Below are 22962 nucleotides of genomic sequence, written 5' to 3'. Positions count from 1 at the left end.
AGGGTACGATCGATGTCTCAAGGCGAAACTGTAATGCAAGCACCGCTGACCTATGGCTGGATAGATAAAGCAGCGAAACGTATGACACAGGCACTGCTTGCGCACTTAGGCGAAGGCCAGTTGGTTGTTAAAGAGCAAGGTAAACTGGTGGGTCATTATGGCGACAAGTCTTCAGATTTAAGTGCTGAAATTAATGTACTAGATGCTAAATTTTATGTGCGCTTGTTGACCGGTGGGAGCATTGGCGCCGCGGAATTATTTATTGATAAAGCGTGGGAAACGCCAAACTTAACCGCTGTAATCCAAGTGTTCGCACGTAATATGGATGCGCTCGATAAGCTGGAGCGAAAAGTGGCTTGGCTTACATTCCCAATCAATAAATACCGTCACTGGGCTAATCGAAATCATAAAGCGCAAGCCAAGAAGAATATTTCAGCGCACTATGACTTAGGCAATGAGCTATACACACGTTTTTTAGACACCAATATGCAGTATTCGAGTGCTTTATTTATACAAGGCAATGAGACACTTGAACAAGCTCAACTCAATAAGATGGATCGCCTGTGTCGGAAGTTGGAGTTAAAGCCCGCGGATCATCTTTTAGAGATCGGTACGGGCTGGGGCGGCTTAGCAATTTTTGCCGCGCAGAACTATGGCTGCCAAGTGACGACGACAACGATTTCGGAAGAACAATATCAGTACGTGGCGGAGCGTATCAAATCACTTGGACTAGAAGACCGTATTACGCTGCTGAAAGAAGACTATCGAGATCTCACGGGTCAATACGATAAATTAGTATCAGTTGAAATGATTGAGGCGGTCGGTAAGCGTTATCTGCCAGGCTTTTTCCAAGTTTGTAATGATCGTTTAAAGCCCAATGGTTTAATGAGCATTCAGGCGATTACAATTGCTGACCAACGCTATGATAGCTACTCGCGCTCGGTCGACTTTATTCAGAAACATATTTTCCCTGGCGGCTTTTTACCGTCGCTCTCTCTCATGACCGATTTATTTAAGAAAGAAACATCGTTGGTGGTACGCGATGTGCGAGACTTTGGCGAGAGTTATGCCAAGACCTTAGCCTCTTGGCGTGATCGTTTTAATGCTCGTGCCGGTGAGCTAGAACAGTTTGGTTACGACGAGCGATTTTCGCGCTTGTGGAATTATTATTTTGGCTATTGCGAAGGCGGATTTTTAGAAAAAACCGTATCCGTAGTGCAAGTCACTGCGTCTAAGACTTCATAAAGCGCTACCGAGGAGAACTATGTCTACTTCGCTACAACACAAAATCGTAAGCTTCGTATTATTTAACGTGCTGTGGTTAAGTGCCGTTGCAGGGCGTGACGATTATCTGTGGTTAACGGTCTTATTGGCTGTAGCACAGCTCGGATATAGTTATTGGGTCGCACAAGTCACTATCAAAAAAATGGCGCAGCTATTTGCGGTGGGTCTATTGCTTGAGGCTATTGCCATCAGCGTTGGTGCCATCGATTTTGTTGGCGCTGTTTTCCCATTATGGCTTGTGTTGTTATGGGTCGGCTTTGCGGCTATGGCGCCCGTCGCGCTTGATTGGCTAGCAAAAATGCCGTTAGTGGCGGCGTTGTTAGGCGCGATTTCTGGGCCTTTTACCTATTACGTCGGTATTGGGTTTGGTGCTGGCACAGCGGACTCTTTGTTGTGGACTCTGCTGGTCTACGCCGTGGTGTGGGGTATCTTTATGTTGTTTTTTTGCCGAGCAATGACTGCAAGCCCTAACGAGAGGTTAGTCCTATGAATGCGAAGCTAATAGCAATTGTTGGTGCCGTGGTGGCGTTGGGTACCAGTGCGAAGGTCGAAGCACAACCGCTTGAAGTATGTAAAAAACCGATTGCAGAAGGGTATCAAGAGGTTGGCCAGACGCGCTTGAGTGTGTTGTTTTGGGACGTGTACGACGCTTATCTATATACACCCAATGGTCAGTTTAATTGGAGCGAACGAAAGCAGACGCCAAAAGCATTACTGTTGCGTTATTTACGCGATATCGAAGCTAAAGATTTAGTTGAGACAACCGCAGAAGAATGGGAAAAGCTGGGCTTTAACACTAAGCAACAATCGCAGTGGCTCGATCAACTTACCGCCATGTGGCCTGATATCAAAGAAGATGACTGCCTGTTATTGAGAGAGACCGAGCAAGGTTACGCAGCTTTTTATCAAGGCGAAAAGCAACTGGGTGTCATTGAGTCCGCTCAGTTCACAGAGCAGTTTTTAGCGATTTGGTTGTCGCCAGAGTCACGATTTGAGGAGGAAAGAGATGAACTTATTGGGAAACAGTAGAAAGCGCATTACTCAGTGGACGTTGGCGATACTAACGCTGCTTTCCTTAACGGCGTGCTCGACGGCAATTGAAGATTACCAGGGTGAACAACCGACACTCAAGCTGGAGGAGTTCTTTAAAGGTGATTTGGTTGCACACGGCGTGGTACAAGACTATGCGGGTAAGGTCATTCAGCGTTTCACGGTTGAGATGCAAGGCACTTGGGAAGGCAATGAAGGAACGCTCGATGAACAGTTTACTTATGCTGATGGTCGCACTCAAGAGCGTATTTGGAAGCTGACTAAAACAGGTCCTAACACTTATGAAGGCCGCGCCTCGGATGTAGAGGGCGTAGCGGTGGGCACAACGGCTGGTAATGCGCTGAATTGGGAGTACGTGCTGCAGGTCGAGGTTGATGGAGAGATGATGTCACTATCACTGGATGATTGGATGTACTTGGTCGACGAAAACAACATGATCAACCGTACCCAGATGTACAAGTATGGTTTGCCCGTTGGCGAGATTACACTTTACATTGGCAAACAGTAAGTATCTAAGAAATGATTGTAGAAAATGGCGCAATGGTCGATATAATAGCTATCTTTGAATTTTAAGGTAGTTGAGTCATTTATGGCAGGACCGACGTTTTCCTATAACAATCCGCGCATTAACGGTCAGACCATTTTTGTTAAACGAGGCCCACATTGCGGCAAACTCGGTATTGTAAAACAACAGAATGAAGATGGCTCGTATTTAGTCTCTCAAGCTGACTTTGGTGCTGAGTTAATAAGCTTTAAACGCGAAGAATTTATAGTTTATCGTTATCGCAAAATTAAAGTGCCGATTGAACGGGTAGCGGGGCGTAACCCAGACGTCTTGTAATTCATCGTTTTATATAAAAAAACCAACCGCTGAGGTTGGTTTTTTTGCTCAATAAATAGCATTAAGAGCCGCGCGGCAAACGACAGTTGCCCGATTTCTCGGCTAACTTTTGCTGCCACAGTTCTTTTGCAGTAAGTCCGCCTTTACCGCCTGATTTAACCGTTGCTTTTTTAGCGGCCGGCTTAGACTTGGGTTTCGCTGGAGCTTTGGGTTTGCTGTCTTTTTTAGCCGGTGTTGCACCTTGATCCGCAGTCAGTGTTTCAGCTTCTTCTGCGAGCTGCGCTAAACGAACGTTCTTACCGCCGTTAACACTGTACCAACCGCTTTTCGCCTCAATTGAAGGGGCTTTACCATGTGCTTTTTTGTAAGCTGCGGTGTAATCTGCGAGAACTTTATCTTTATCCAGTTTGCTCATTAATCAAACCCTATTCGATTATAAAAATTTAACAGAAACGATTAAAAAGTAATCTACCTATATGTTTATACCGTTTTTTCGGATTTATGTCTAATTTAAGGTAAAATAATCGGCAAACATGCCGTAAAAGTAGGTGAATAAATGACAATTGAAGTAAGTCAGCTCACTGACTATTTAGATGAGTTGTTAAAAGCACGTCAAATAAAGGATTTTTGCCCCAATGGCTTGCAAGTGGCAGGCAAGTCGCACGTAAAGCGTATCATGACAGGTGTTACTGCGAGTCAGGCATTGGTCGATGCAGCCGTTGCTGCCGACGTTGATGCCTTATTAGTGCATCATGGTTACTTCTGGAAAAACGAACATCAACCTATTGTGGGTATGAAAAAACGTCGTATTAAGGCGTTGTTGGAAGCCGATATCAATTTGATTGCCTATCATTTACCACTCGATGCCCACCCTTCATTGGGCAATAACGCGCAATTGGCCAAGCTAATGAGTTGGTCAATCGACGGTACGGCTAATCCCAATGATCCGGGCAACGTTCTGATGCTCGGTCGCGTTCAACAGCCCTGTACCAGTCAACAGCTCGCCAACGTATTGGTTGAGAAACTAAACCGTCCATTGACGTGCTATGTGCCTCGTCAGCAACCGATTCGCCGATTGGCGTGGTGCACCGGTGGTGGACAAGGGTTTATTGACGAAGCTGCCGCACTCGGTGTTGATGCATTTATTACCGGCGAGGTATCCGAGCAAACCGTGCACAGTGCGCGCGAGCAGGGGATTGCCTTTTTTGCAGCGGGACACCATGCCACTGAGCGGTACGGTGCAAAAGCGCTCGGTGAGCATCTCGCACAACAATTTGACCTCGACGTTAGTTTTGTCGATATCGATAACCCCGCATGAAGAAACAGCAGTCGCGAGGTAATTTTACCGGTATCAGCAAGAAGTTCGCACGCAATATCTATGGCTCGACCAAGGGTCGACTTCGTATGGCCGTGCTGAAACGTGACTTGGCGCCATTCATTGATGGACCTAAGCGAACGGTTTTGGATGTAGGCGCTGGCCTCGGGCAAGTGAATGAATGGTTTCTAGCTAAGGGGCACGCGGTTATTCATACCGATATTGCCCAGGATATGGTGATGGAAGCTCAACAAAATCACGAGCAACTGGGGTTAACACGTCGGGCACAATATATGGTGACCCCCCTCGAAGAATTAGCGACACAGCTGCCTGACCAGCAATTCAGCTTGATTTTATGTCATGCAGTGCTGGAGTGGGTGGATGATGGTAAAGCGGCGCTGCATCATCTTGCCAAGCTTCTGAAGCCAGGAGGCACACTCTCGCTCATGTTTTACAATCGGGATGCGCAATTGATGGCGAATGCGGTGTACGGTAACTTTGACTACATAGCACGTGGTTTACAGGTCAAAAAAACAGTGCGATTGAGTCCGCAGCAGCCACGCCGCCCTCAGGATGTCGAACAGTGGATTACAGAAGCCAAGCTTTGTATTGAGTCAAAAACCGGTGTCCGCTGTTTTCATGATTACCTACGCGAGGTAGAGCATCAACAACGTTATGATGAGCTGCTTGATCTAGAAATGGAGTATAACCAACAATCTCCCTTCCGGGAGTTAGGCCGCTATCAGCATTGGTTGATACGCAAAGCCAGCGAATAATTATTAAGGAGAGAGTCATGGCACAACGTTGCAGTTTTATCGGCTTAGGTGTGATGGGATACCCGATGGCGGGCCACCTTCAGCAACAGGGCTTTGATGTGTGTGTTTATAATCGAACATCGAGTAAAGCTGAACAGTGGGTTAATGAGTACCAAGGTCGTCGCGCCGATACCCCTGCTCAAGCGGCGGCTGATGCAGACTTTGTAATGGTGTGCGTGGGTAACGATGATGATGTACGTAGCGTTTTCTACGGCGATGACGGCGTACTCGCGCAGTTAAAGTCAGGCGCAATCGTTATTGATCATACGACGGCATCAGCTGATCTCGCGCGTGAGCTCGACACGGCAGTTAGACAACATCGGGGGGAATTCTTAGATGCTCCGGTTTCTGGCGGTCAAGCAGGCGCAGAGAAAGGGATACTTACAACGATGATCGGTGGTGGACAAACAACCTTTGATAAAGCGCAGCCTGTATTGAACTGCTATGCGAAGAAAATCGTGCGTATGGGCGAAGCGGGTAAAGGGCAGCTTGCTAAGATGGTTAATCAGGTTTGCATTGCTAATGTCATTCAAGGCGTTGCTGAAGGGTTGCATTTGGCACGGAAAGTGGGGTTGGATCCTGATGCGTTGGTCGATGCCATCGGTGCAGGCGCTGCCGGCTCATGGCAACTGGTTAATCGCTATAGAACGATGTGGGATCAAGAGTATGACCACGGCTTTGCCGTTGACTGGATGCGCAAAGATCTGGGGATAGCGATTGCCGAGGCAAATCGGCATGGAGCGGCGCTGCCGTCGACTGCGATGATCGACCAATATTACGCTGAAGTGCAGAGCCTAGGTGGCTCGCGCTGGGATACTTCAAGCTTGATGGTTCGATTAGACAAATTAGCAGGCGATTGGAAAAAATAAAAAAGGAGGCTGATGCCTCCTTTTTTATGTTTGCAAAGCGAATGGCTTAACGGAAACCGGTACGACGCAATGCGTTAGTAGTAAAGTCACTACGGTCTGGTTCAATGTCCCAGTCCATGTAATCACTTTCTTCGTTACCTAAGCCTAACGAAATGTAGCGACCTGAGTTAAGGTCGTACAGTGCTTCGGCCGCCATCCAAGGCACGTCCTGATTATAGAACTGCGTATTAAGCGCTTCGCCAACACGCCATAATTCACCACGACCATCGTAATGGTCAATGATAGACGCTGTCCACGTATCTTCATCTAAGTACATGGTACGTTTAGAGTAGATATGGCGCTCACCGTCTTTAAGGGTGCCTTCAACAACCCATACACGGTGTTTCTCATAACGGATAAGGTCTTGGTTCATGTGGCCTGCTTGGATAATCTCATCATAATCCAACTCAGGGTTCATGATTTTGAAGTTATTATAAGGAATGTAAATTTCCTTTTTACCCTTCAAATCCCAGTTATATTTATCCGGCGCACCGTTATACATATCGAGATTATCTGAGGTACGTAAACCATCAGCTGCTGTACCTGGACCATCATAGGCTACATTAGGTGCGCGACGGACACGACGCTGACCGGCGTTATAGATCCACGCACGACGACCTTCTTTAACCTGGTTAATGGTTTCATGTACGAGCAATACTGTACCTGTCAAACGCGCAGGCGCTTCTACTTCTTGCAAGAAATAGAACAAGATATTGTCATCTTCTGGACCCCGACCCGATTCCAGATATTCTGGGAATACCAAGGTTTCTTTCAGTTCAACAGGAACGAAATCGCCGCTTGCCAATACCGGGAATTGAGCCACATTACGAGTCACCTTACCACCGCGGAAACGCGTGATATGGTTCCAAACCGCTTCAACACCTGTTTCCGGAATAGGGAATGGAATAGTCGTCACTTCGAAGTTTTGAATACCGTTACCACCCGCTACTAACTCAGCATTTTCTGCATTCTTTTTAATTTTTGGCCAAAGTGAGTCAGGGTAGGTTGCAGAGCGACGCGTTGGATAAACGATCATTTTGTAATCGTCATACTTATTAAACATCGCAATCTGACCTGGCGTCAGGTTGTCTTTATATTGATCGAGGTTATCGTGAGTAATCGTGAACAGTGGTTCGTCACTTGCGAACGGGTCCGTGCCGCGCACAATCTCAACGCTTGCATCAGAATAACCACCATTCCAAGCTGGAATTGAACCGTCTGCATTACCGGCTTTTTCAGCACCAATCGGTGTTAAATCCTTGCCTAAACGATCGGCTTGGTCAGGCGTGACCTTAGCCATTACGCTGGCGGAGATAACTGATAGGGCGAATACACCCGCTTTTAGCATCAGTTTATTCATGGGTAATTTCCTTGTTGTTCTACTTTCGTACATCACTTTGCCAGAGGTTAGACCTGTAAGACAATAGTTTCACTAAAAAAAGCAGGAAAATATGCGAAAAAGGTTTTCAAATGAATATAACCTTATACAATTCTAAGACATTTTTTTTGTTTAGGAGGTTCCATGCGTCTGTCCCCAACCCATATTGGGTTGTTGCTCAGTGGGGTTTTGAGCACTTTTGCATTCGCACAAGAAACCGATGTGTCGTCGCAGCAAGAATTTGATGTGATTTACGCGCCGGCAATGCAAGCAAGCAGCAAACTAATTATAAAAAACCCGCTTATTGCAACCGCTAAGCTATCTAACCGCCTTGTTGCGGTCGGCTCACATGGCAATATCATTACTCGAGATCTCAATAGTAACACATGGAAACAGGCTAATGTTCCGACCAGTGTGTTACTGACCAGTGTCGACTTCGAATCTGACTCGATAGGCTATGCCGCAGGTCACCATGGCGTGATATTAAAAACGACCGATGGCGGCAATACTTGGCAGCGTATCTTTGATGGCTTTGATCTGCTCGATCTTGAAGTTGCGTTTTATCAGCAACGCATTGCAGAACTCGAACAAAAAATAGCCGCAGACGGTGATGAGTCGGGTGATTTGCAGTGGGCGCTTGATGATGCCAAGTTCTATTTAGAAAATGCACAACGTGCAAAACAAGAGACAGGCCCTTCAAAACCGATATTGGATATTAAAACGCTAGCCAATGGCGATGTGCTGGCGGTAGGCGCTTACAACACTTTGTTGGTCAGCCAAGATAAGGGGGCGAATTGGCAACTTATTAGTGGTCGTCTAGATAACCCAAATGGTTTTCACTTAAACGCCATCGCTACGCAGGGCGACAATGTATTTATCGCCGGTGAAGCGGGTACCGCGTATGCGAGCCAAGATGGCGGCGCATCATGGTCGTCGGTTGCACCGCCGTACGATGGTTCATTGTTTGGTGCTCACTTTGATAACCAAGGTCGGTTATGGACCTATGGACTACGTGGCAATATGTTTGTCTCGGACGACTTAGGTGAGCGTTATACCGCAATTGATAGCCCTGCGGATGCCAACTTGATGAGTGGCTACGCGGATACTAAAGGTACTCAATGGATCGTGGGTAACTCAGGTGTCATTTTAGAAATTACGCCCTCTCTCGACGTGACTGAACACACACATCCAAGTAGTGCTGTATTCGGCGATATGGTTGAATTTAACGGCAAAAAAGTACTGACCAGTCGTTCTGGTATTTACTATTGGCCAGCAAAAACAACCCAAAGTGACACAGCGGAAAAGGGGCTAGAGTAGCGTGGATAATAATATCGAAAATAAAAAACCCTCTTTACTCGAGCGGGCATTATTCAAGTTTCGTTTAGGTTGGTTACTGTTATTTGCGGCGGTCACCCTTGTGCTGGGCTACAACGCCGTTCAAGTGCGCCCAGACGCTTCTTTCACCAAAATGATTCCGACTCAGCATCCGTTTATTCAAAATTATTTTGAATACCAAAAGGATCTATCGAGTCTTGGCAACGTGGTGCGTATTGCCGTTGAAAATAAGCAAGGCGATATTTTTGAGCCTGAGTTCCAAGAAACGGTCAAGCAAATTACCGACGAAGTGTTCTACATCCCTGGTGTTAATCGCTCAGGTTTACGAAGTTTATGGACACCCAATGTACGTTGGATGGAAGTCACTGAGGAAGGCTTTGTGGGCGGCCCGGTCATCCCAGACGGTTACGACGGTGGCAAAGAGTCCATCGCTCAACTGAGGGAAAATGTGCTTCGCTCCGGTGAGGTGGGTAACCTGGTTGCGAACAACTTCGAGTCAACTATCATTTATGTCCCTCTCGACGAAGTGAATCCCGAAACGGGCGAAAAGCTGGATTATGGGGAATTTTCGGAGCGCTTAGAAACCTTAGTCCGTGACAAATATCAAAGTGATGAAATTGGTATTCACATTACCGGTTTTGCCAAGTTGATTGGTGATTTGATCGATGGCGCCGAGCAAGTGGGTTTGTTCTTCTTGCTAGCGATCCTTATCACTTTGGCTATGTTGTATGTGTACAGTCGCTGCTGGCGTAGTACCTTCACCGTACTGGGCTGCTCAATCATTGCCGTGATTTGGCAACTGGGAATTATCGACCTGATTGGTAGCGGGATAAACCCATACTCGATGCTAGTACCGTTTTTGGTGTTTGCTATTGGCGTCTCTCACGGTGTGCAAATTATTAATGCCATTGGTTATAATCGCACGCATGGTTTCGACAAATTTGAAGCGTCCAAGCTTGCTTTTCGGAGCTTATACATTGCGGGTCTAACCGCATTGGCGAGTGATGCGATTGGCTTTACCACGCTGATGGTGATTGATATCGCTGTGATAAAAGAGCTTGCGATTGCAGCGAGTATTGGTGTCGCGGTTGTGGTGCTCACGAACTTGGGTTTGTTGCCTATTCTGATGTCGTACTTCGGGGTGTCTGATAAAGGTGTCGAATATCACCGTAAAGCAGAAAGTGAAAAGCACATCGTGGTACGCACTTTTGAGAAGTTTGCTCAGCCTAAGTGGGCCTACAGTGCCTTGGGTATCGCGGTAGTGTTATTGGCATGGGGTCTTTATTATGGTCAGCAGATGCAAATTGGTGACTTAGATAAAGGTTCGCCGGAACTGCGTCCTGATAGTCGCTATAACCTCGATAATGCCTACATCGTTGATAACTACAGCTCAAGTACCGATATTTTCGTAGTCATGGCTGCGACCGAACCGCAGCAATGTATCGCGTACAATAACCTCGAGTTTATGGACCGCTTTAGTTGGCATATGCAAAACACCAACGGCGTACAAGACGTCAAGTCGATTGTATACGTGTCAAAGATGGGTATGTTTGCCATTAACGAAGGTAATTTAAAATGGTTCACCTTAAACCGTAACCAGTTTGTTACCAATGCATCGTTGAGCCGTATTCCAGATGGCTTAATTAATAACGATTGCTCGATGGCGCCGATTATCATTTATCTCGATGATCATAAAGCGGAAACATTGAAGAACGTGGTCGCCTCGGTCGAGTCATTTAAACAGAGCTACCAAAAAGAAGGTATTGATCTGTTAATGGCAGCGGGTAACTCCGGTATTGAAGCGGCAACAAACTCCGTCATTGAAAGTGCGCAAAACAAAATGCTGTTGTGGGTCTATGGTGTAGTGATTTTTCTTTGCTTAATCACCTTTAGAAGCTTACGCACAGTGGCTTGTATTGTCCTTCCGCTAGCCTTTACAACGGTCATGAGTCAGGGCTTGATGGCGGTGCTTGGTATTGGGGTTAAAGTGGCTACTTTACCAGTGATTGCTCTTGGTGTGGGTATCGGTGTTGATTACGGCATCTATATCTATAGTAAGGTGAAAGAGGGCTTACAGCAGGGTATGGATCTACCTAATACGTACCGCTACGCGTTGGAAAACACCGGCAAAGCCGTGGGCTTTACAGGGCTAACTCTGGCGATTGGTGTGGCGACTTGGATCTTTTCGCCGATTAAATTCCAAGCGGATATGGGTATTTTGCTGACCTTCATGTTCCTCTGGAATATGTTAGGCGCTCTGATCTTGATACCTGCGTTAGCGCGTCTATTTAAGGTCGGAAAGCTGCATCAAAAATAAACGCGTGTAATTCACGAAGCAAAATTAAAAGGCGTCGGCTTTAATCAAGTCGGCGCCTTTTTCAGCTATAGCGATGGTCGGGGCGTTGGTATTACCACTGATAGGTGCTGGCATAACCGATGCATCAATAATGCGCAAATTGTTAACTCCGCGCACACAACATCGCGGATCGACGACGGATTGTTGGTCTTGACCCATCCGACATGTCCCGACGGGGTGATAGATCAGGCCGATTTCCTCGGTAATTTGCTGGGCTAGTTCGCTATCTCGATTATAGGGGCGAGGGAACAACCGTTTGCCTACGTACGGCTTCAGCGCATTAGACTCAAGTAAGCTACACACTTTTTTAACCGCGGCTGTCAACGCGACTAAATCATTGGGGTTATCGAAAAAACGATAATTGATGAGTGGCTTTCCAAACGGGTCCTCGGGGTTAACCTGAATGCTTCCGCGTGACTCAGGTCGCAGCAAACAGACATGAATACTGAAACCATGCTGAAGCGTGGGCCACCAGTTATAACCCGAATCTTTAAACATCACGGGTAGCACATGGCACTGAAATCTAGGCTCATTATCATTCGCCCAATCGTTATCGCTTACATCGAAAAATGCACCTACCTCGGCCAATGAATGGCTTAATTGTCCGTTTTTATTGATAAGGTAGTACAAAAGCGCGGGTAAGAGTTTCACTAGACCCCAAGGCGTGAGTGTCAGTCCATTCCGCTTTTTATTTTTCACATGGATACAAATATCCGCGTGTTCGGCAAGATTGTTACCCACTTCGGGCGCATGGTAGACCACCGGCACATGCGCCAAGTTAAGTGATTCGCTGTCACCAACGCCCGAACGTTGCAAGATAACAGGTGATGCGAGTGCTCCAGCGGCGAGAATGACTTCGCGGCGCGCATAAAAATGGTGTTTTTGTCCCTTAGAAAACGCCTCCACACCTTGAGCGTTGTGACCATCAATTAGAACGCGATACACTTCGTAGCCCGATAGTATGGTCAGGTTGCGTCGTTCTGTCACTGGTTTTAAGTAAGCTTTATAGGTGCTACAGCGCTCACCATTCGCCATGGTAAATTGAAATGGGCCTGCACCTGTTAAGGTATCGCCATTAAAATCATGATTATATGGCAGTCCGAGCTCTTGGCAGGCTTCCACAAATGCACGGCAGACGGGGTAATAGGGTACTTTATCACTGACTTTTAACGGACCGCTGTCGCCATGGTAATAGTTAGCACCACGTTGATTGGCTTCTGACTTCTTAAAGTAGGGGAGTAATGCAGAGTAACTCCACTCGTTACCCGCCGCATCAGCCCAACGTTGATAGTCGCTCTGACTACCACGACAGTAAATCATCGCATTGATGGCGCTTGAGCCACCCAACCCTTTGCCTCGCGGTGTGTAGGTTGTTTGCTCAGCAAAGCTTTTGCCGCGGTAAAGCCAATTAAAGGTCGGGCTATGAATAAAGCGGGCAAAGCCAGAGGGCATGGTAGAAAAAAAGCCGGGCCGCTTGCGCCCAGCTTCTAATAGTAAAATGCGGAATCGTCCGTCTTCACTCAGTCGATTGGCGAGCACACAGCCCGCTGAACCGCCACCGACGACGATATAGTCAAAACTATGTTCAAAGCCCTTGCGCGTAGTCATAAAGTGATTTCAGCAGTTGCATGCGATGTTTATTATCCTGATACTGCTGCGCTAAACCTTCAAGCTTTTCTGCAAACTCAGTAATGGAAAGTTGTCCATTACTTGGTTCGGTGAGGCGTTGTCGACAAAATTGTTGCCAGCGTTGGAGCTCATTTTGGTCCAATGTCGCCGGATAATTACGTGCACGGTAACGAAATAATAGCTCGGGTAGGCGATTATCTTGCGTGTTGAGTTCGACACCGGCTAACTGCTCTGGCTTCATCGAACGAATCATCTGCAAGTTCTGCTTATCTTGCGCGTCAAAAAAGCCATCGTATAAGCGCTGGTCAACGTCTAACATCGGTTTTTCGCTGCGGTCCTCCGCTGAATTATCAAATATCGTCATAATACGATCACGGAAATCGCTATTTTGAACTAGCCATTGGGTTCGTTCATTCAGCGTAGTCAAGTCGATTTGGGTACGCTGTTGCGCTTCCGCAGTCAGCGTTGCCAGCGGCGCTAAGAACGGGCAACGATTTAGCGTAATCTGGGTGGCGCCGGGTCGTTGGGTTCCGTTGGTCTCATGCTGCTGACGTGAGGCAAAGAGTAAATCTCGTAATTGCTCAGTCGAATAATCCGCAAAATCTGCTGGATTAATACGTAGATCCCAAGCGATCAGTGCGTTAGCACGTTGAGCGTGAAAACCAATCGGCAGCACAGCCGATACGAAGAAATTATCGGCGCCATACAAACCCGAGACGTGCACCAAAGGCTTAATCTGCTGCCAATTAATGAGGTTCATCAGGTCATTCTTATGGCGATGCTGTAAGGCAAACTGCCACAGTTTCGGTTGCTTCTCGGCAATCAGTTGTGCCATCGCGATGGTCGCTCGGACATCGGACATGGCATCATGCGCTTGTCCGTGATCAATACGATTAGCTTGGGTTAGCTTTTCAAGTCGTAAGGTCACTCGACCATCCGCATCTTCTGGCCAATTTATACCTTCGGGACGCAGCGCATAACAGGCACGTACTACGTCAATTAGATCCCAACGCGAATTGCCATTCTGCCAAGTGTGGGCATAAGGGTCATAAAAATTGCGATAACACAGTGACCTCGTTACCTCGTCATCAAACCGGATGTTGTTATAACCAATAATAATCGTATTAGGTTGACTCATTTCTTGCACAATGGCTTGCGCAAAGTTGGCTTCATTAACGCCTTGATTAAGCGCGTATTGCGGAGTAATCCCAGTAATGAGGACCGCTTCGGGGTCGGGTAAAAAGTCCGGCGTGGGTTGCGCATAGATCGTTAGAGGGCGTCCCACTGGTTGAAAGTCCAACGTGGTGCGCATCCCAGCAAATTGCGCAGGCCTATCAATCAGTGGCCGTGCACCCCACGTTTCGTAGTCGTGCCAGTAGAAGGTGGGTTGGTTTTTATTGTTTTCTGGAACGGATTGCATGTTTCATACCGACTCAATTTAGTTGGCTTGGAGGCTACACCATTGTTGTTAGCCCTGCAATATTAGCACTTTGATGCTGGAGTCGCTAAGAGCGGCCATCATAGCCGCTCAATATGAGTGATTTTCAAGTCGTATGCCTTGTATAGCTTTTCTTCAACATTACGGTGGTCATCGTGATTAATCGCTAGCTCGGCATGTGGCAGTACCCGTTCCGCTAGGCGTCGGGCGATTTCGTCGCGGAGTGCGCGGTCGCTATCCGAGTGTTCAGCCGTGGGGACATTTAGTTGCACCTGCTCGGGTGCGCCGAGGTGATCATAGTTAACGCGATAAGTGGGCATACTGTTACCTCCAAAAACGTTGCATTGTGGTTTCGATTACCCTGTAATGTGTAGTTCAATCCCTTACTCAGGATAGAACGATGAGAATAAAAACAACACTCACAATGCTTACGCTCGCATTAGCGGGAACGTTCACTACAGTGGCCGCGAATGCCGAAACGCACGAACAAACAGACAGTGAAAAACCCATTGCACTGGTTATTCACGGTGGCGCAGGCACCATTACCCGAGCTAATTTAAGCGAGGAACAAGAGGCAACGTACCACGCGAAACTCGAACAGGCATTACAGGCGGGATACGCGATACTTGAGCAAGGCGGCAGTAGCACTGATGCGGTGATTAGTGCGATTCAAGTGATGGAGGATTCCCCCTTATTTAATGCGGGCAAAGGCGCGGTGTATACCTGGGATGGTGAGCATGAACTTGATGCGTCTATTATGGACGGTGCAACGGGCAATGCAGGTGCTGTTGCTGGGGTTAAGACGGTAAAAAGCCCGATAGCACTGGCGCGCTCCATCATGGATAAGTCGGTGCATGTGATGCTCAGTGGCGATGGGGCAGCACAATTTGCTCAGCAGCAAGGTTTAGCGCAGGTTGATAATAGTTACTTTGATACTGACCATCGTTATCAGCAACTCATTAACGCGAAAGAAACGATTCGTAAAAGTGAGCAGCCCGAACAACAAGCTTGGCGCTATCTCGATCTCGATTATAAATACGGCACCGTGGGCGCTGTTGCACTGGATCAGTCGGGTAACCTCAGTGCTGGTACATCAACCGGCGGGATGACGGCTAAGCGTTATGGTAGAATAGGGGATTCACCGATTATTGGCGCAGGAACTTGGGCAGACAATAGTAGTTGTGGTGTCTCCGCAACCGGTCATGGCGAGTACTTTATTCGTTACCATGTAGCAGCGGATATCTGTGCACGAGTTAAGTACCAGAATCAAACGGTAGAAGAAGCCGGTGATGCAGTGATTCATGGTGTGTTAGAGCAAGCCGGTGGCACCGGTGGTGTCATTATCATGGATGCGCAAGGGCATATTGCTACACCGTTTAACACTGAAGGTATGTACCGTGGTTATATTCGCAATGGCAACGTTCATACAGCGATTTACAAAGATGAGGATTAAAGCGGGCGTTTATGAGTCGTACCCCCCAAAAAACTAAACCGCTATCTGCGGAGCAAAAACAAGCGCAAAAACAGGTGCTCGATAAATTTGCCAATGCACTGGCAGAATGTACGTTAGCGGATGCCGCTCTTCTTAGAGGGCGGCTGCGTGGCAGTGTCAAAATTAAAGATGCTGAGCGGCGCGCGCGCGTGCAAAGCCAAATTGAGCAGGATATCGAGGCAGCGCAATTGCATTTGCTCGCGCGGCAAGAGCAACAATTTAAACTGGATTACCCCGAACAACTGCCGGTCGCGCAGGAACGCGAGCGTATTTTAACCGCGATGCGCGAACATCCGGTGGTCATTATTGCGGGTGAAACGGGTTCGGGTAAAACGACTCAGTTACCCAAGATGTTGCTCGAATTGGGGTATGGGCGTAAAGGCACTATCGCACACACGCAACCTCGTCGACTGGCGGCACGTAGTGTCGCCGCGCGTATTGGTGAAGAGCTCGGTGATACGCAAAAGCAGCAGGTCGGTTATAAGATCCGTTTTCAAGACGAAACGGCACCGACCACTGCAGTTAAGTTAATGACCGATGGTATGTTGTTATCGGAGCTGCAAAATGATCCTTTATTGCTACAGTATGACGCAATTGTCATCGATGAGGCGCATGAACGCAGCTTAAATATCGATTTCTTGCTTGGCGTGTTACATCAACTGCGCCGCAAACGCCCCGATCTCAAAATTATCATCACGTCGGCAACGATAGAAACCGAACGTTTCTCTAAGCATTTTGATAATGCGCCTGTACTCACTGTAAGCGGGCGCACGTACCCTGTCGAAGTGCGTTATCGTGACCCATCGGAGCAACCTGAGGCTCAGAATGATGTTCTGGCAAGTTTATTAGATGCGGTGCAAGAGCTGCAAGCCGAAGGTCCCGGTGATATTTTGATTTTCGCCAGCGGCGAACGTGAAATACGTGATTACGCGGAGGCGATTCAAGAACTGCAATTGCGCGATACCGAAGTGTTGCCGCTCTATGCGCGCTTATCGTCGAGCGAGCAGAACCGTGTCTTTCAGTCGCACAGCCAACGCCGCGTAGTGATTGCTACCAACGTAGCGGAGACATCGCTGACGGTGCCAGGCATACGCTACGTGATCGATCCGGGTACCGTGCGCATGAGTCGTTATTCGTACCGAACTAAAGTACAGCGTCTTCCTATTGAACCGATTTCGCAAGCCAGCGCCAATCAGCGTAAAGGTCGTTGTGGTCGTGTGGGGCCCGGCATTTGTATTCGTCTATATAGCGAAGAAGACTTTCTCAGCCGTCCTGAATATACCGATCCCGAGATTCTGCGAACCAATCTGGCGGCGGTTATACTGCAGATGTCAGCGATGCGGCTCGGTGATATCCGGCGCTTTCCGTTTGTCCAAAAACCTGATGAACGGTTTATCAAAGATGGTTTAAATCTGTTGGAAGAACTCAATGCGATTGCGCCGAATCGAAAACAACAGCAACCACGGTTAACAGATACAGGCCGGCAACTAGCACGTCTACCGCTTGATCCCAAACTCGCGCGTATGGTGCTCGCGGGGCATGAGCAGGGCTGCGTTCGCGAAATGCTGATTATTACCTCGGCGCTCAGTATACAAGATCCGCGCGAACGTCCGAGTGATGCACAGGAAAAGTCGGACCAAGCACATGCACGGTTTGCCGATGATAATTCAGACTTTATGAGTTACCTCAACTTATGGAATTACTTAAGAGAGCAACAGAAGACGCTCTCGGGTAATCAGTTCCGTAAGCAGCTAAAGAAAGAATACCTACATTTTTTACGTGTGCGCGAGTGGCAGGATGTTTATACCCAGAGCCGACAAACGGCACGTGAGTTAGGACTACGTATCAATGAGGAACCGGCGACTTACGAACAAGTGCATCGAGCGCTGCTCGCAGGTTTGCTGTCTCAAGTCGGCTTGAAGGATGCGAAACACGAGTATCAAGGGGCCCGTCAAACTCGGTTTCATATTTTTCCTGGCTCTCATTTATTTGGACGCCCGCCCAAATGGGTTGTTAGTGCTGAACTTGTGGAAACGTCTAAGCTCTATGCACGCGTTAACGGCAAGGTCGAGCCTGAGTGGATTGAGCAGGCTGCCGGGCATTTGGTTAAGAAGCAGTATTTAGAACCGCACTTTGAAGCTAAACAAGGCAGCGTTGTTGCTGATGAACAAGTAACGTTGCTTGGGCTGATATTGGTGGCGCGTCGACGTGTGCAGTTTGGTCCTATCGATCCAGCCCTAGCGCGACATATTTTTATCCGTGAGGGGCTGGCGCAGGGTCAAATTAAGCGTCAGTTGCCTTTTATAAAACACAACCTGGATTTAATTGCGAGCGTACAAAAGCTGGAAGAAAAGTCTCGCCGCCGGGATATTCTTGTTGATGAGCAGGAGTTGTTCGAGGCGTACGAGCGCCATATTCCAGAAGGCATCTACAACGAGAAGCTACTTGCGGGCTGGTGGCATAAGGCCGCAAAGTCTGAACCGAAGTTGTTGTTCTTTGATCGTGAAGATTTGATTGATGCTGATACCAGCCATATCACCGAGCAAAGTTACCCTGAGTTTTGGCGACAAGGTAACCTTAAATTGCCGCTGAGTTATCACTTTGAACCCTCCGCTGAAGATGATGGGGTTTCGGTGAATATTCAGTTGGCAATTCTCAATCAAGTCGAGAATGAAGGATTTGACTGGCATATTCCTGCGCTGCGTGAAGAACGTATAACCGCGTTGATTAAGTCATTGCCCAAGCCGATTCGCAGAAACTTTGTGCCGGCACCTAACTTTGCTCAGGCCGTATTTGCGGATATCGAGCCGGGTGAGCTGAGTATGCTGGAAGCCATGTGCAAGAAGCTACTGCGTATGACGGGCGTACGGGTGGAGCCAAGTGACTTTAAGCCCGAACAAATTGATGCTCACTTGCAAATGAATTTTAAAATTCTTGATGGTAAGAAGCTAATACGTCAGGGCCGTGACCTCACGGTGCTTAAAAATGCGCTATCGGGTCGCGTACAGGCGCGTCTTGATAAGACCGCGGGGCAGGAAGTTGAACGTGAACCATTGGAAACCTGGTCGATCAACGATTTGCCCAAGGTGGTAAGCGAAAAGCAGCACGGTTTTGAAATGCGGGCATACCCAGCGGTAACGGTAACGCCTGATGATCAATTACAAGTTCAGATGTTCGATCATCAAAAAGAGGCGGAGCTGGCGCATGCGCAAGGAATTCGTGCCTTAGTGCTTAAACAAGTGCCTTCCCCTATCAAATACTTACAGAAAAGCTTGTCTAATAAAGCCAAGCTGGCGATGTACTTTAACCCCTGGGGTAAAGTTGATGCACTTATCAAGGACTGTATCGATGCGGCAGTGGATAATCTGTATCAAGATTTTGTTGCGGAGCAAGACGAGGTTCGCACGGAGTCTGCGTTCAACGCTTTAGTGGAAAAAACCCGTGCTGAGCTGAATGAGCGCGTTGAACGTATCGCGCAGCAAGTTGAGCAATGTTTAATCCGCTCCAACGATCTGAAGAAACAACTGAAAGGAAAAATCCCATTGGACCAGATTCAATCGCGTGGCGATGTGCAGAAGCAGGTTGAATCACTTGTTTATCGCGGTTTTGTATCTGAAGTTGGTGCCGAACGGTTGCAAGATATTGAACGCTACTTGAGCGCGTTGCAGCGTCGTCTGCAAAAGTTACCTGAAAATCCGAACAAGGACAGGCTGGCAACGTTAATGCTTGATGAATTGACTGAGAGCTACAATGCGTTGGTTAAACGCTATCGCCGTATCGTACCAACTGAGGTTCGTGAGATCTATTGGATGATTCAAGAGTTGCGCGTATCGCTCTTTGCACAGACGCTAGGGACTAAATACCCTGTGTCCGAGAAGCGGATTAAGCAAGCTATAAACGAAATAAAGGCACCTTGAGGTGCCTTTATTGTTTGCTCACCTAATCAAAAGAATTAAGCTGCGTATAAACCTAGGTGCTCTTTAGCATAGGCTTCAAATTCGGTGAAGCCACCAACATGTGTTTCATCAACGAAAATCTGTGGCACTGTGTGCACTGGTTTCCCAACTGTTTTTTCTAAATCAGCTTTGGTGATGCCTTCTTCATGAATATCAACGTAACGATAATCGAAGTCATCACGGTCTGCTTTTAGCTGTTCAGCGACTTCTTTAGCGCGAACACAAAAGGGACAACCTGGGCGACCAAAAATAACTGTAAACATGAATAATCCTCGAATCCTTGAATTTGACTCTATTATCCATATTTAACCGGTGCTCTACAATGTATCCGAACGATGGCGGTTATCGTTTTTTTCGAATGATGAGATTAATGTTCGATATCAAGGTCGGATTCTGGGACACAACAACAGGGTAAAAAGTCACCTTTACGAACATAGGCGAGGGGATCGGTGAGATAGCGAACTGAGCCACTTTTGAGTTTAGAACGGCAGGCACCGCAAAAGCCACTTTTACAGTGATAATGTACCTCTAACTGATGCTTTTCGAGCGCATCGAGTAAAGTGCCTTCTGAAGCGTCAACGGTCAGCTCATGCTGACCGTTGACTTTGACTTTAAACAGTTTCGCTGTCATCAGGCGCGCTAAAGATCAAAATCGCCTAAGTCCGAGGCATCCACGCTGCTGTCGATCTGACCGACCAAGTAGGAACTGATTTCAGCCTCTTGTGGTGCAACCTGCACGTTATCGGATACCAAGTATTTATTCATCCACGGCAATGGGTTTGAGCGCTGCTCCGGGAAAGGCGCATCATAGCCGATCGCCTGCATACGCAAGTTGGCAATATATTCGACGTACTGACACAACATACTTTCATTAAGACCAATCATGGAGCCATCTCTAAACAGGTAATGGGCCCATTGTTTTTCTTGCTTAACGGCTGTCATGAAGATCTCATAGGCTTCGTCGGCGAGTTCTTCGGCGATCTCAGCCATTTCAGGATCGTCCTCACCGTCTTGCCACAGGTTGATCATGTGCTGTGTCGAGGTTAGATGTACGTTCTCATCGCGCGCAATAAGACGAATGATTTTTGCGTTGCCTTCCATAAGCTCGCGCTCTGCAAATGCGAAGGTACAGGCAAAGCTTACGTAAAAACGAATCGCTTCTAACGCGTTAACTGAGTTAATGCACAAGAACAGTTTTTTCTTCAGCTCGCGGCGAGTCACGTTATGCTCTTCACCATCGACGGTGATCTTGCCTTCGCCATGGGTTTGCCACAGCTGCGTGTAGAAAATCAAATCGTCGTAGTAACGAGAGATGTCGTTAGCGCGCAGTTTGATTTGGTCATTAATGACGATATCTTCGAAAATCTCACTTGGATCGCTAAACAGGTTACGCAGAATATGTGTATACGAACGCGAGTGAATGGTCTCAAAGAAAGACCAAGTTTCAATCCAAGTCTCGAGCTCAGGCAGCGAAACGATAGGTAGTAGCGCAATATTAGGGCTGCGACCTTGGATCGAGTCGAGCAATGTTTGATATTTCAAATTTGAAATAAACACATGCTTTTCACTGGCAGTTAGTTTGTTGAAGTCGACACGATCTCGGCTCACGTCGACTTCTTCTGGACGCCAGAAAAAGCTTATTTGCTTTTCTATAAGCTTTTCAAAAATACTGTGCTTTTGTTGGTCATAACGTGCAACATTGACCGAGTTCCCAAAAAACATGGGTTCGGCCAACGGGTTAGTTTGTTCTTGGTTAAACGTTGAATAAGACACGCAAATCGCTCCTTATTAAATCTTGCACGCACCGCCTGCGCAATCGTCGTCTTCTTCAATAACCACCTCGGCAGGGCGATCGCTTTGCTTACGTTGACGCTTTTGTTCAGCGGAAATATCGGATTGGTTATCGGCTGCACCGTCGCGCGTATTGTGATAGTAAAGTGTTTTCACACCCATCTTATACGCTGTTAAAAGATCCTGAAGTAACTGTTTCATAGGTACCTTAGCACCATTGAACTTACCCGGGTCGTAATTGGTGTTTGCCGAAATAGTTTGATCGACAAACTTCTGCATAATGCCGACCAGTTGCAAATAACCCTTGTTGTCAGGGATCTGCCACAATAGTTCGTAATTGTTTTTCAGGTTTTCGTAATCGGGCACCACTTGCTTTGTCACACCGTCTTTAGATGCTTTGACGCTAACAAACCCACGCGGCGGTTCGATACCATTGGTCGCGTTAGAGATTTGCGACGACGTCTCTGAAGGCATCAAGGCGGACAACGTAGAGTTGCGCATGCCGTGCTCTTGAATGTCCTTACGGAGCTGCTCCCAGTCGAGATGAAGTGGCTCTGAGCAGAACGCATCTAAATCTTTTTTGTAGGTATCTGTCGGTAAAATACCTTGAGAGTAGGTGGTTTCATTGAATTTAGGACATTTGCCTTTCTCTTTAGCGAGTTCCATTGACGCTTTCATCAAATAGAACTGAATCGCTTCAAAGGTACGGTGTACGAGACCGTTGGCTGAACCATCGGAATACTTCACACCATGTTTAGCTAAGTAGTACGCAAAGTTAATGACACCGATACCGAGTGTTCTACGGTTCATGGTGGCGTTATAAGCCGCAGGTACCGGGTATTCTTGATAATCAAGTAAACTGTCGAGCGCACGCACGGCAAGATCCGCGAGCTCTTCGAAATCGCTGAGCGACTCAATTTTACCTAAGTTGAACGCTGATAAAGTACATAGTGCAATTTCACCCTCTTCGTCATTGACGTGACTGAGTGGCTTCGTCGGTAGCGCGATCTCTAAGCACAGGTTGCTCTGGCGAACCGGTGCAACTTTTGAGTCAAACGGACTGTGAGTATTACAGTGATCGACGTTTTGCACATAAATTCGGCCGGTGCTCGCACGCTCTTGCATAAACAAGCTAAACAACTCGATAGCTTTAATACGCTTCTTACGAATATTCTCATCGTTTTCGTATTGGACGTATAAACGCTCGAACTCTTCTTGGTCTTCAAAGAATGCGTCATATAAGCCAGGTACATCTGATGGGCTAAACAGCGTGATGAAATCATCTTTGACGAGGCGTTGATACATTAATCGGTTGAATTGTACGCCGTAGTCCAAGTGACGAACACGGTTCTCTTCAACGCCGCGGTTGTTTTT

General features: G+C 47.4%; 21 protein-coding genes. 12 read left to right on the top strand and 9 right to left on the bottom strand.

Translation table 11 applies throughout. The annotated features are described in order from the left end of the window. Positions 1-12 precede the first annotated feature (12 nt). From B2X00_RS08755 to B2X00_RS08735, 5 genes are all read left to right on the top strand, one after another. The gene (locus B2X00_RS08755) at positions 13-1245 is read left to right on the top strand and encodes an SAM-dependent methyltransferase (protein WP_290487193.1); all 1233 of its coding nucleotides are present in this window, start codon (positions 13-15) and stop codon (positions 1243-1245) included. A gap of 19 nt (positions 1246-1264) precedes the next feature. Continuing rightward, entirely contained in the window at positions 1265-1774 is a 510-nt protein-coding gene (locus B2X00_RS08750; RefSeq protein WP_290487192.1) for a DUF2878 domain-containing protein, read from the top strand. Next, complete coding sequence (locus B2X00_RS08745; RefSeq protein ID WP_290487191.1) at positions 1771-2313, top strand: chalcone isomerase family protein; 543 nt, start codon at positions 1771-1773, stop codon at positions 2311-2313. The genes B2X00_RS08750 and B2X00_RS08745 overlap by 4 nt, the downstream gene beginning before the upstream one ends. Then, on the top strand, positions 2291-2842 hold the full coding sequence (locus B2X00_RS08740) for a DUF3833 domain-containing protein (protein WP_290487190.1): 552 nt from the start codon (positions 2291-2293) through the stop codon (positions 2840-2842). Before B2X00_RS08745 ends, B2X00_RS08740 begins: the two co-directional genes overlap by 23 nt. A gap of 81 nt (positions 2843-2923) precedes the next feature. Then, positions 2924-3175, top strand: coding sequence for a DUF3912 family protein (locus B2X00_RS08735; protein ID WP_071462675.1), 252 nt, complete (start codon positions 2924-2926; stop codon positions 3173-3175). A 61-nt stretch (positions 3176-3236) separates the two neighbouring features. Here the strand turns inward: B2X00_RS08735 and B2X00_RS08730 are convergent, their stop codons facing one another. Continuing rightward, complete coding sequence (locus B2X00_RS08730) at positions 3237-3590, bottom strand: hypothetical protein (RefSeq protein ID WP_290487189.1); 354 nt, start codon at positions 3588-3590, stop codon at positions 3237-3239. A gap of 141 nt (positions 3591-3731) precedes the next feature. Here B2X00_RS08730 and B2X00_RS08725 point away from each other — a divergent pair, with 141 nt between their 5' ends. The 3 genes from B2X00_RS08725 to B2X00_RS08715 are packed head-to-tail and all read left to right on the top strand — an operon-like array spanning position 3732 to position 6174. Continuing rightward, on the top strand, positions 3732-4493 hold the full coding sequence (locus B2X00_RS08725) for a Nif3-like dinuclear metal center hexameric protein (protein ID WP_290487188.1): 762 nt from the start codon (positions 3732-3734) through the stop codon (positions 4491-4493). Beyond that, a complete protein-coding gene (locus tag B2X00_RS08720; protein WP_290487187.1) occupies positions 4490-5266 on the top strand; it encodes a methyltransferase domain-containing protein in 777 nt (258 codons plus the stop codon). Before B2X00_RS08725 ends, B2X00_RS08720 begins: the two co-directional genes overlap by 4 nt. A 2-nt stretch (positions 5267-5268) precedes the next feature. Continuing rightward, a complete protein-coding gene (locus B2X00_RS08715; RefSeq protein WP_348660546.1) occupies positions 5269-6174 on the top strand; it encodes an NAD(P)-dependent oxidoreductase in 906 nt (301 codons plus the stop codon). 46 nt (positions 6175-6220) lie between these two features. Here B2X00_RS08715 and B2X00_RS08710 read toward each other — a convergent pair whose 3' ends face one another. Next, positions 6221-7573: a DUF1329 domain-containing protein gene (locus B2X00_RS08710; RefSeq protein WP_290487185.1), complete on the bottom strand. Its 1353-nt coding sequence runs from the start codon at positions 7571-7573 to the stop codon at positions 6221-6223. Between the two features lie 162 nt (positions 7574-7735). Between B2X00_RS08710 and B2X00_RS08705 the strand changes: the two genes are divergently transcribed. Then, on the top strand, positions 7736-8908 hold the full coding sequence (locus tag B2X00_RS08705; RefSeq protein ID WP_290487184.1) for a WD40/YVTN/BNR-like repeat-containing protein: 1173 nt from the start codon (positions 7736-7738) through the stop codon (positions 8906-8908). 1 nt (position 8909) lies between these two features. Further along, the gene (locus B2X00_RS08700) at positions 8910-11243 is read left to right on the top strand and encodes an efflux RND transporter permease subunit (RefSeq protein ID WP_290487183.1); all 2334 of its coding nucleotides are present in this window, start codon (positions 8910-8912) and stop codon (positions 11241-11243) included. A gap of 24 nt (positions 11244-11267) precedes the next feature. Here the strand turns inward: B2X00_RS08700 and B2X00_RS08695 are convergent, their stop codons facing one another. The 3 genes from B2X00_RS08695 to B2X00_RS08685 all read right to left on the bottom strand — a co-directional run bounded on the left by B2X00_RS08695 (position 11268) and on the right by B2X00_RS08685 (position 14669). Further along, on the bottom strand, positions 11268-12890 hold the full coding sequence (locus tag B2X00_RS08695; RefSeq protein WP_290487182.1) for a GMC family oxidoreductase: 1623 nt from the start codon (positions 12888-12890) through the stop codon (positions 11268-11270). Further along, on the bottom strand, positions 12868-14331 hold the full coding sequence (gene sbcB, locus B2X00_RS08690; RefSeq protein WP_290487181.1) for an exodeoxyribonuclease I: 1464 nt from the start codon (positions 14329-14331) through the stop codon (positions 12868-12870). Before sbcB ends, B2X00_RS08695 begins: the two co-directional genes overlap by 23 nt. Positions 14332-14429: 98 nt before the next feature. After that, positions 14430-14669: a hypothetical protein gene (locus tag B2X00_RS08685; RefSeq protein WP_290487180.1), complete on the bottom strand. Its 240-nt coding sequence runs from the start codon at positions 14667-14669 to the stop codon at positions 14430-14432. An 80-nt stretch (positions 14670-14749) separates the two neighbouring features. On the opposite strand from B2X00_RS08685, the gene B2X00_RS08680 reads away from it, so the two are divergent. Then, positions 14750-15802: an isoaspartyl peptidase/L-asparaginase family protein gene (locus tag B2X00_RS08680; protein ID WP_290487179.1), complete on the top strand. Its 1053-nt coding sequence runs from the start codon at positions 14750-14752 to the stop codon at positions 15800-15802. An 11-nt stretch (positions 15803-15813) separates the two neighbouring features. Then, the gene (gene hrpA, locus B2X00_RS08675) at positions 15814-19758 is read left to right on the top strand and encodes an ATP-dependent RNA helicase HrpA (protein WP_290487178.1); all 3945 of its coding nucleotides are present in this window, start codon (positions 15814-15816) and stop codon (positions 19756-19758) included. Positions 19759-19793: 35 nt separating this feature from the next. Here hrpA and B2X00_RS08670 read toward each other — a convergent pair whose 3' ends face one another. The 4 genes from B2X00_RS08670 to nrdA all read right to left on the bottom strand — a co-directional run. Further along, positions 19794-20060, bottom strand: a complete 267-nt coding sequence (locus tag B2X00_RS08670) for a GrxA family glutaredoxin (RefSeq protein ID WP_006955353.1) — start codon at positions 20058-20060, stop codon at positions 19794-19796. Positions 20061-20164: 104 nt separating this feature from the next. Next, positions 20165-20428: a class I ribonucleotide reductase maintenance protein YfaE gene (gene yfaE / locus B2X00_RS08665; protein ID WP_006955351.1), complete on the bottom strand. Its 264-nt coding sequence runs from the start codon at positions 20426-20428 to the stop codon at positions 20165-20167. Positions 20429-20436: 8 nt separating this feature from the next. Beyond that, a complete protein-coding gene (gene nrdB / locus B2X00_RS08660; RefSeq protein ID WP_006955348.1) occupies positions 20437-21570 on the bottom strand; it encodes a class Ia ribonucleoside-diphosphate reductase subunit beta in 1134 nt (377 codons plus the stop codon). A 15-nt stretch (positions 21571-21585) separates the two neighbouring features. After that, the coding region (gene nrdA, locus B2X00_RS08655) for a class 1a ribonucleoside-diphosphate reductase subunit alpha (RefSeq protein WP_290487177.1) at positions 21586-22962 on the bottom strand (1377 nt) is incomplete at its 5' end.

The sequence above is a fragment of the Idiomarina sp. UBA3162 genome (assembly GCF_002364475.1).
Taxonomy (GTDB): domain Bacteria; phylum Pseudomonadota; class Gammaproteobacteria; order Enterobacterales; family Alteromonadaceae; genus Idiomarina.
This window is presented reverse-complemented; position numbering and strand designations above follow the sequence as displayed.

Bases quoted from the DNA above. Each gene is read 5' to 3' on its own strand.
- B2X00_RS08755 (WP_290487193.1), top strand. From the start codon at position 13: ATGTCTCAAGGCGAAACTGTAATGCAAGCACCGCTGACCTATGGCTGG.
- B2X00_RS08750 (WP_290487192.1), top strand. From the start codon at position 1,265: ATGTCTACTTCGCTACAACACAAAATCGTAAGCTTCGTATTATTTAAC.
- B2X00_RS08745 (WP_290487191.1), top strand. From the start codon at position 1,771: ATGAATGCGAAGCTAATAGCAATTGTTGGTGCCGTGGTGGCGTTGGGT.
- B2X00_RS08740 (WP_290487190.1), top strand. From the start codon at position 2,291: ATGAACTTATTGGGAAACAGTAGAAAGCGCATTACTCAGTGGACGTTG.
- B2X00_RS08735 (WP_071462675.1), top strand. From the start codon at position 2,924: ATGGCAGGACCGACGTTTTCCTATAACAATCCGCGCATTAACGGTCAG.
- B2X00_RS08730 (WP_290487189.1), bottom strand. From the start codon at position 3,590: ATGAGCAAACTGGATAAAGATAAAGTTCTCGCAGATTACACCGCAGCT.
- B2X00_RS08725 (WP_290487188.1), top strand. From the start codon at position 3,732: ATGACAATTGAAGTAAGTCAGCTCACTGACTATTTAGATGAGTTGTTA.
- B2X00_RS08720 (WP_290487187.1), top strand. From the start codon at position 4,490: ATGAAGAAACAGCAGTCGCGAGGTAATTTTACCGGTATCAGCAAGAAG.
- B2X00_RS08710 (WP_290487185.1), bottom strand. From the start codon at position 7,573: ATGAATAAACTGATGCTAAAAGCGGGTGTATTCGCCCTATCAGTTATC.
- B2X00_RS08705 (WP_290487184.1), top strand. From the start codon at position 7,736: ATGCGTCTGTCCCCAACCCATATTGGGTTGTTGCTCAGTGGGGTTTTG.
- B2X00_RS08695 (WP_290487182.1), bottom strand. From the start codon at position 12,890: ATGACTACGCGCAAGGGCTTTGAACATAGTTTTGACTATATCGTCGTC.
- sbcB (WP_290487181.1), bottom strand. From the start codon at position 14,331: ATGCAATCCGTTCCAGAAAACAATAAAAACCAACCCACCTTCTACTGG.
- B2X00_RS08685 (WP_290487180.1), bottom strand. From the start codon at position 14,669: ATGCCCACTTATCGCGTTAACTATGATCACCTCGGCGCACCCGAGCAG.
- B2X00_RS08680 (WP_290487179.1), top strand. From the start codon at position 14,750: ATGAGAATAAAAACAACACTCACAATGCTTACGCTCGCATTAGCGGGA.
- hrpA (WP_290487178.1), top strand. From the start codon at position 15,814: ATGAGTCGTACCCCCCAAAAAACTAAACCGCTATCTGCGGAGCAAAAA.
- B2X00_RS08670 (WP_006955353.1), bottom strand. From the start codon at position 20,060: ATGTTTACAGTTATTTTTGGTCGCCCAGGTTGTCCCTTTTGTGTTCGC.
- yfaE (WP_006955351.1), bottom strand. From the start codon at position 20,428: ATGACAGCGAAACTGTTTAAAGTCAAAGTCAACGGTCAGCATGAGCTG.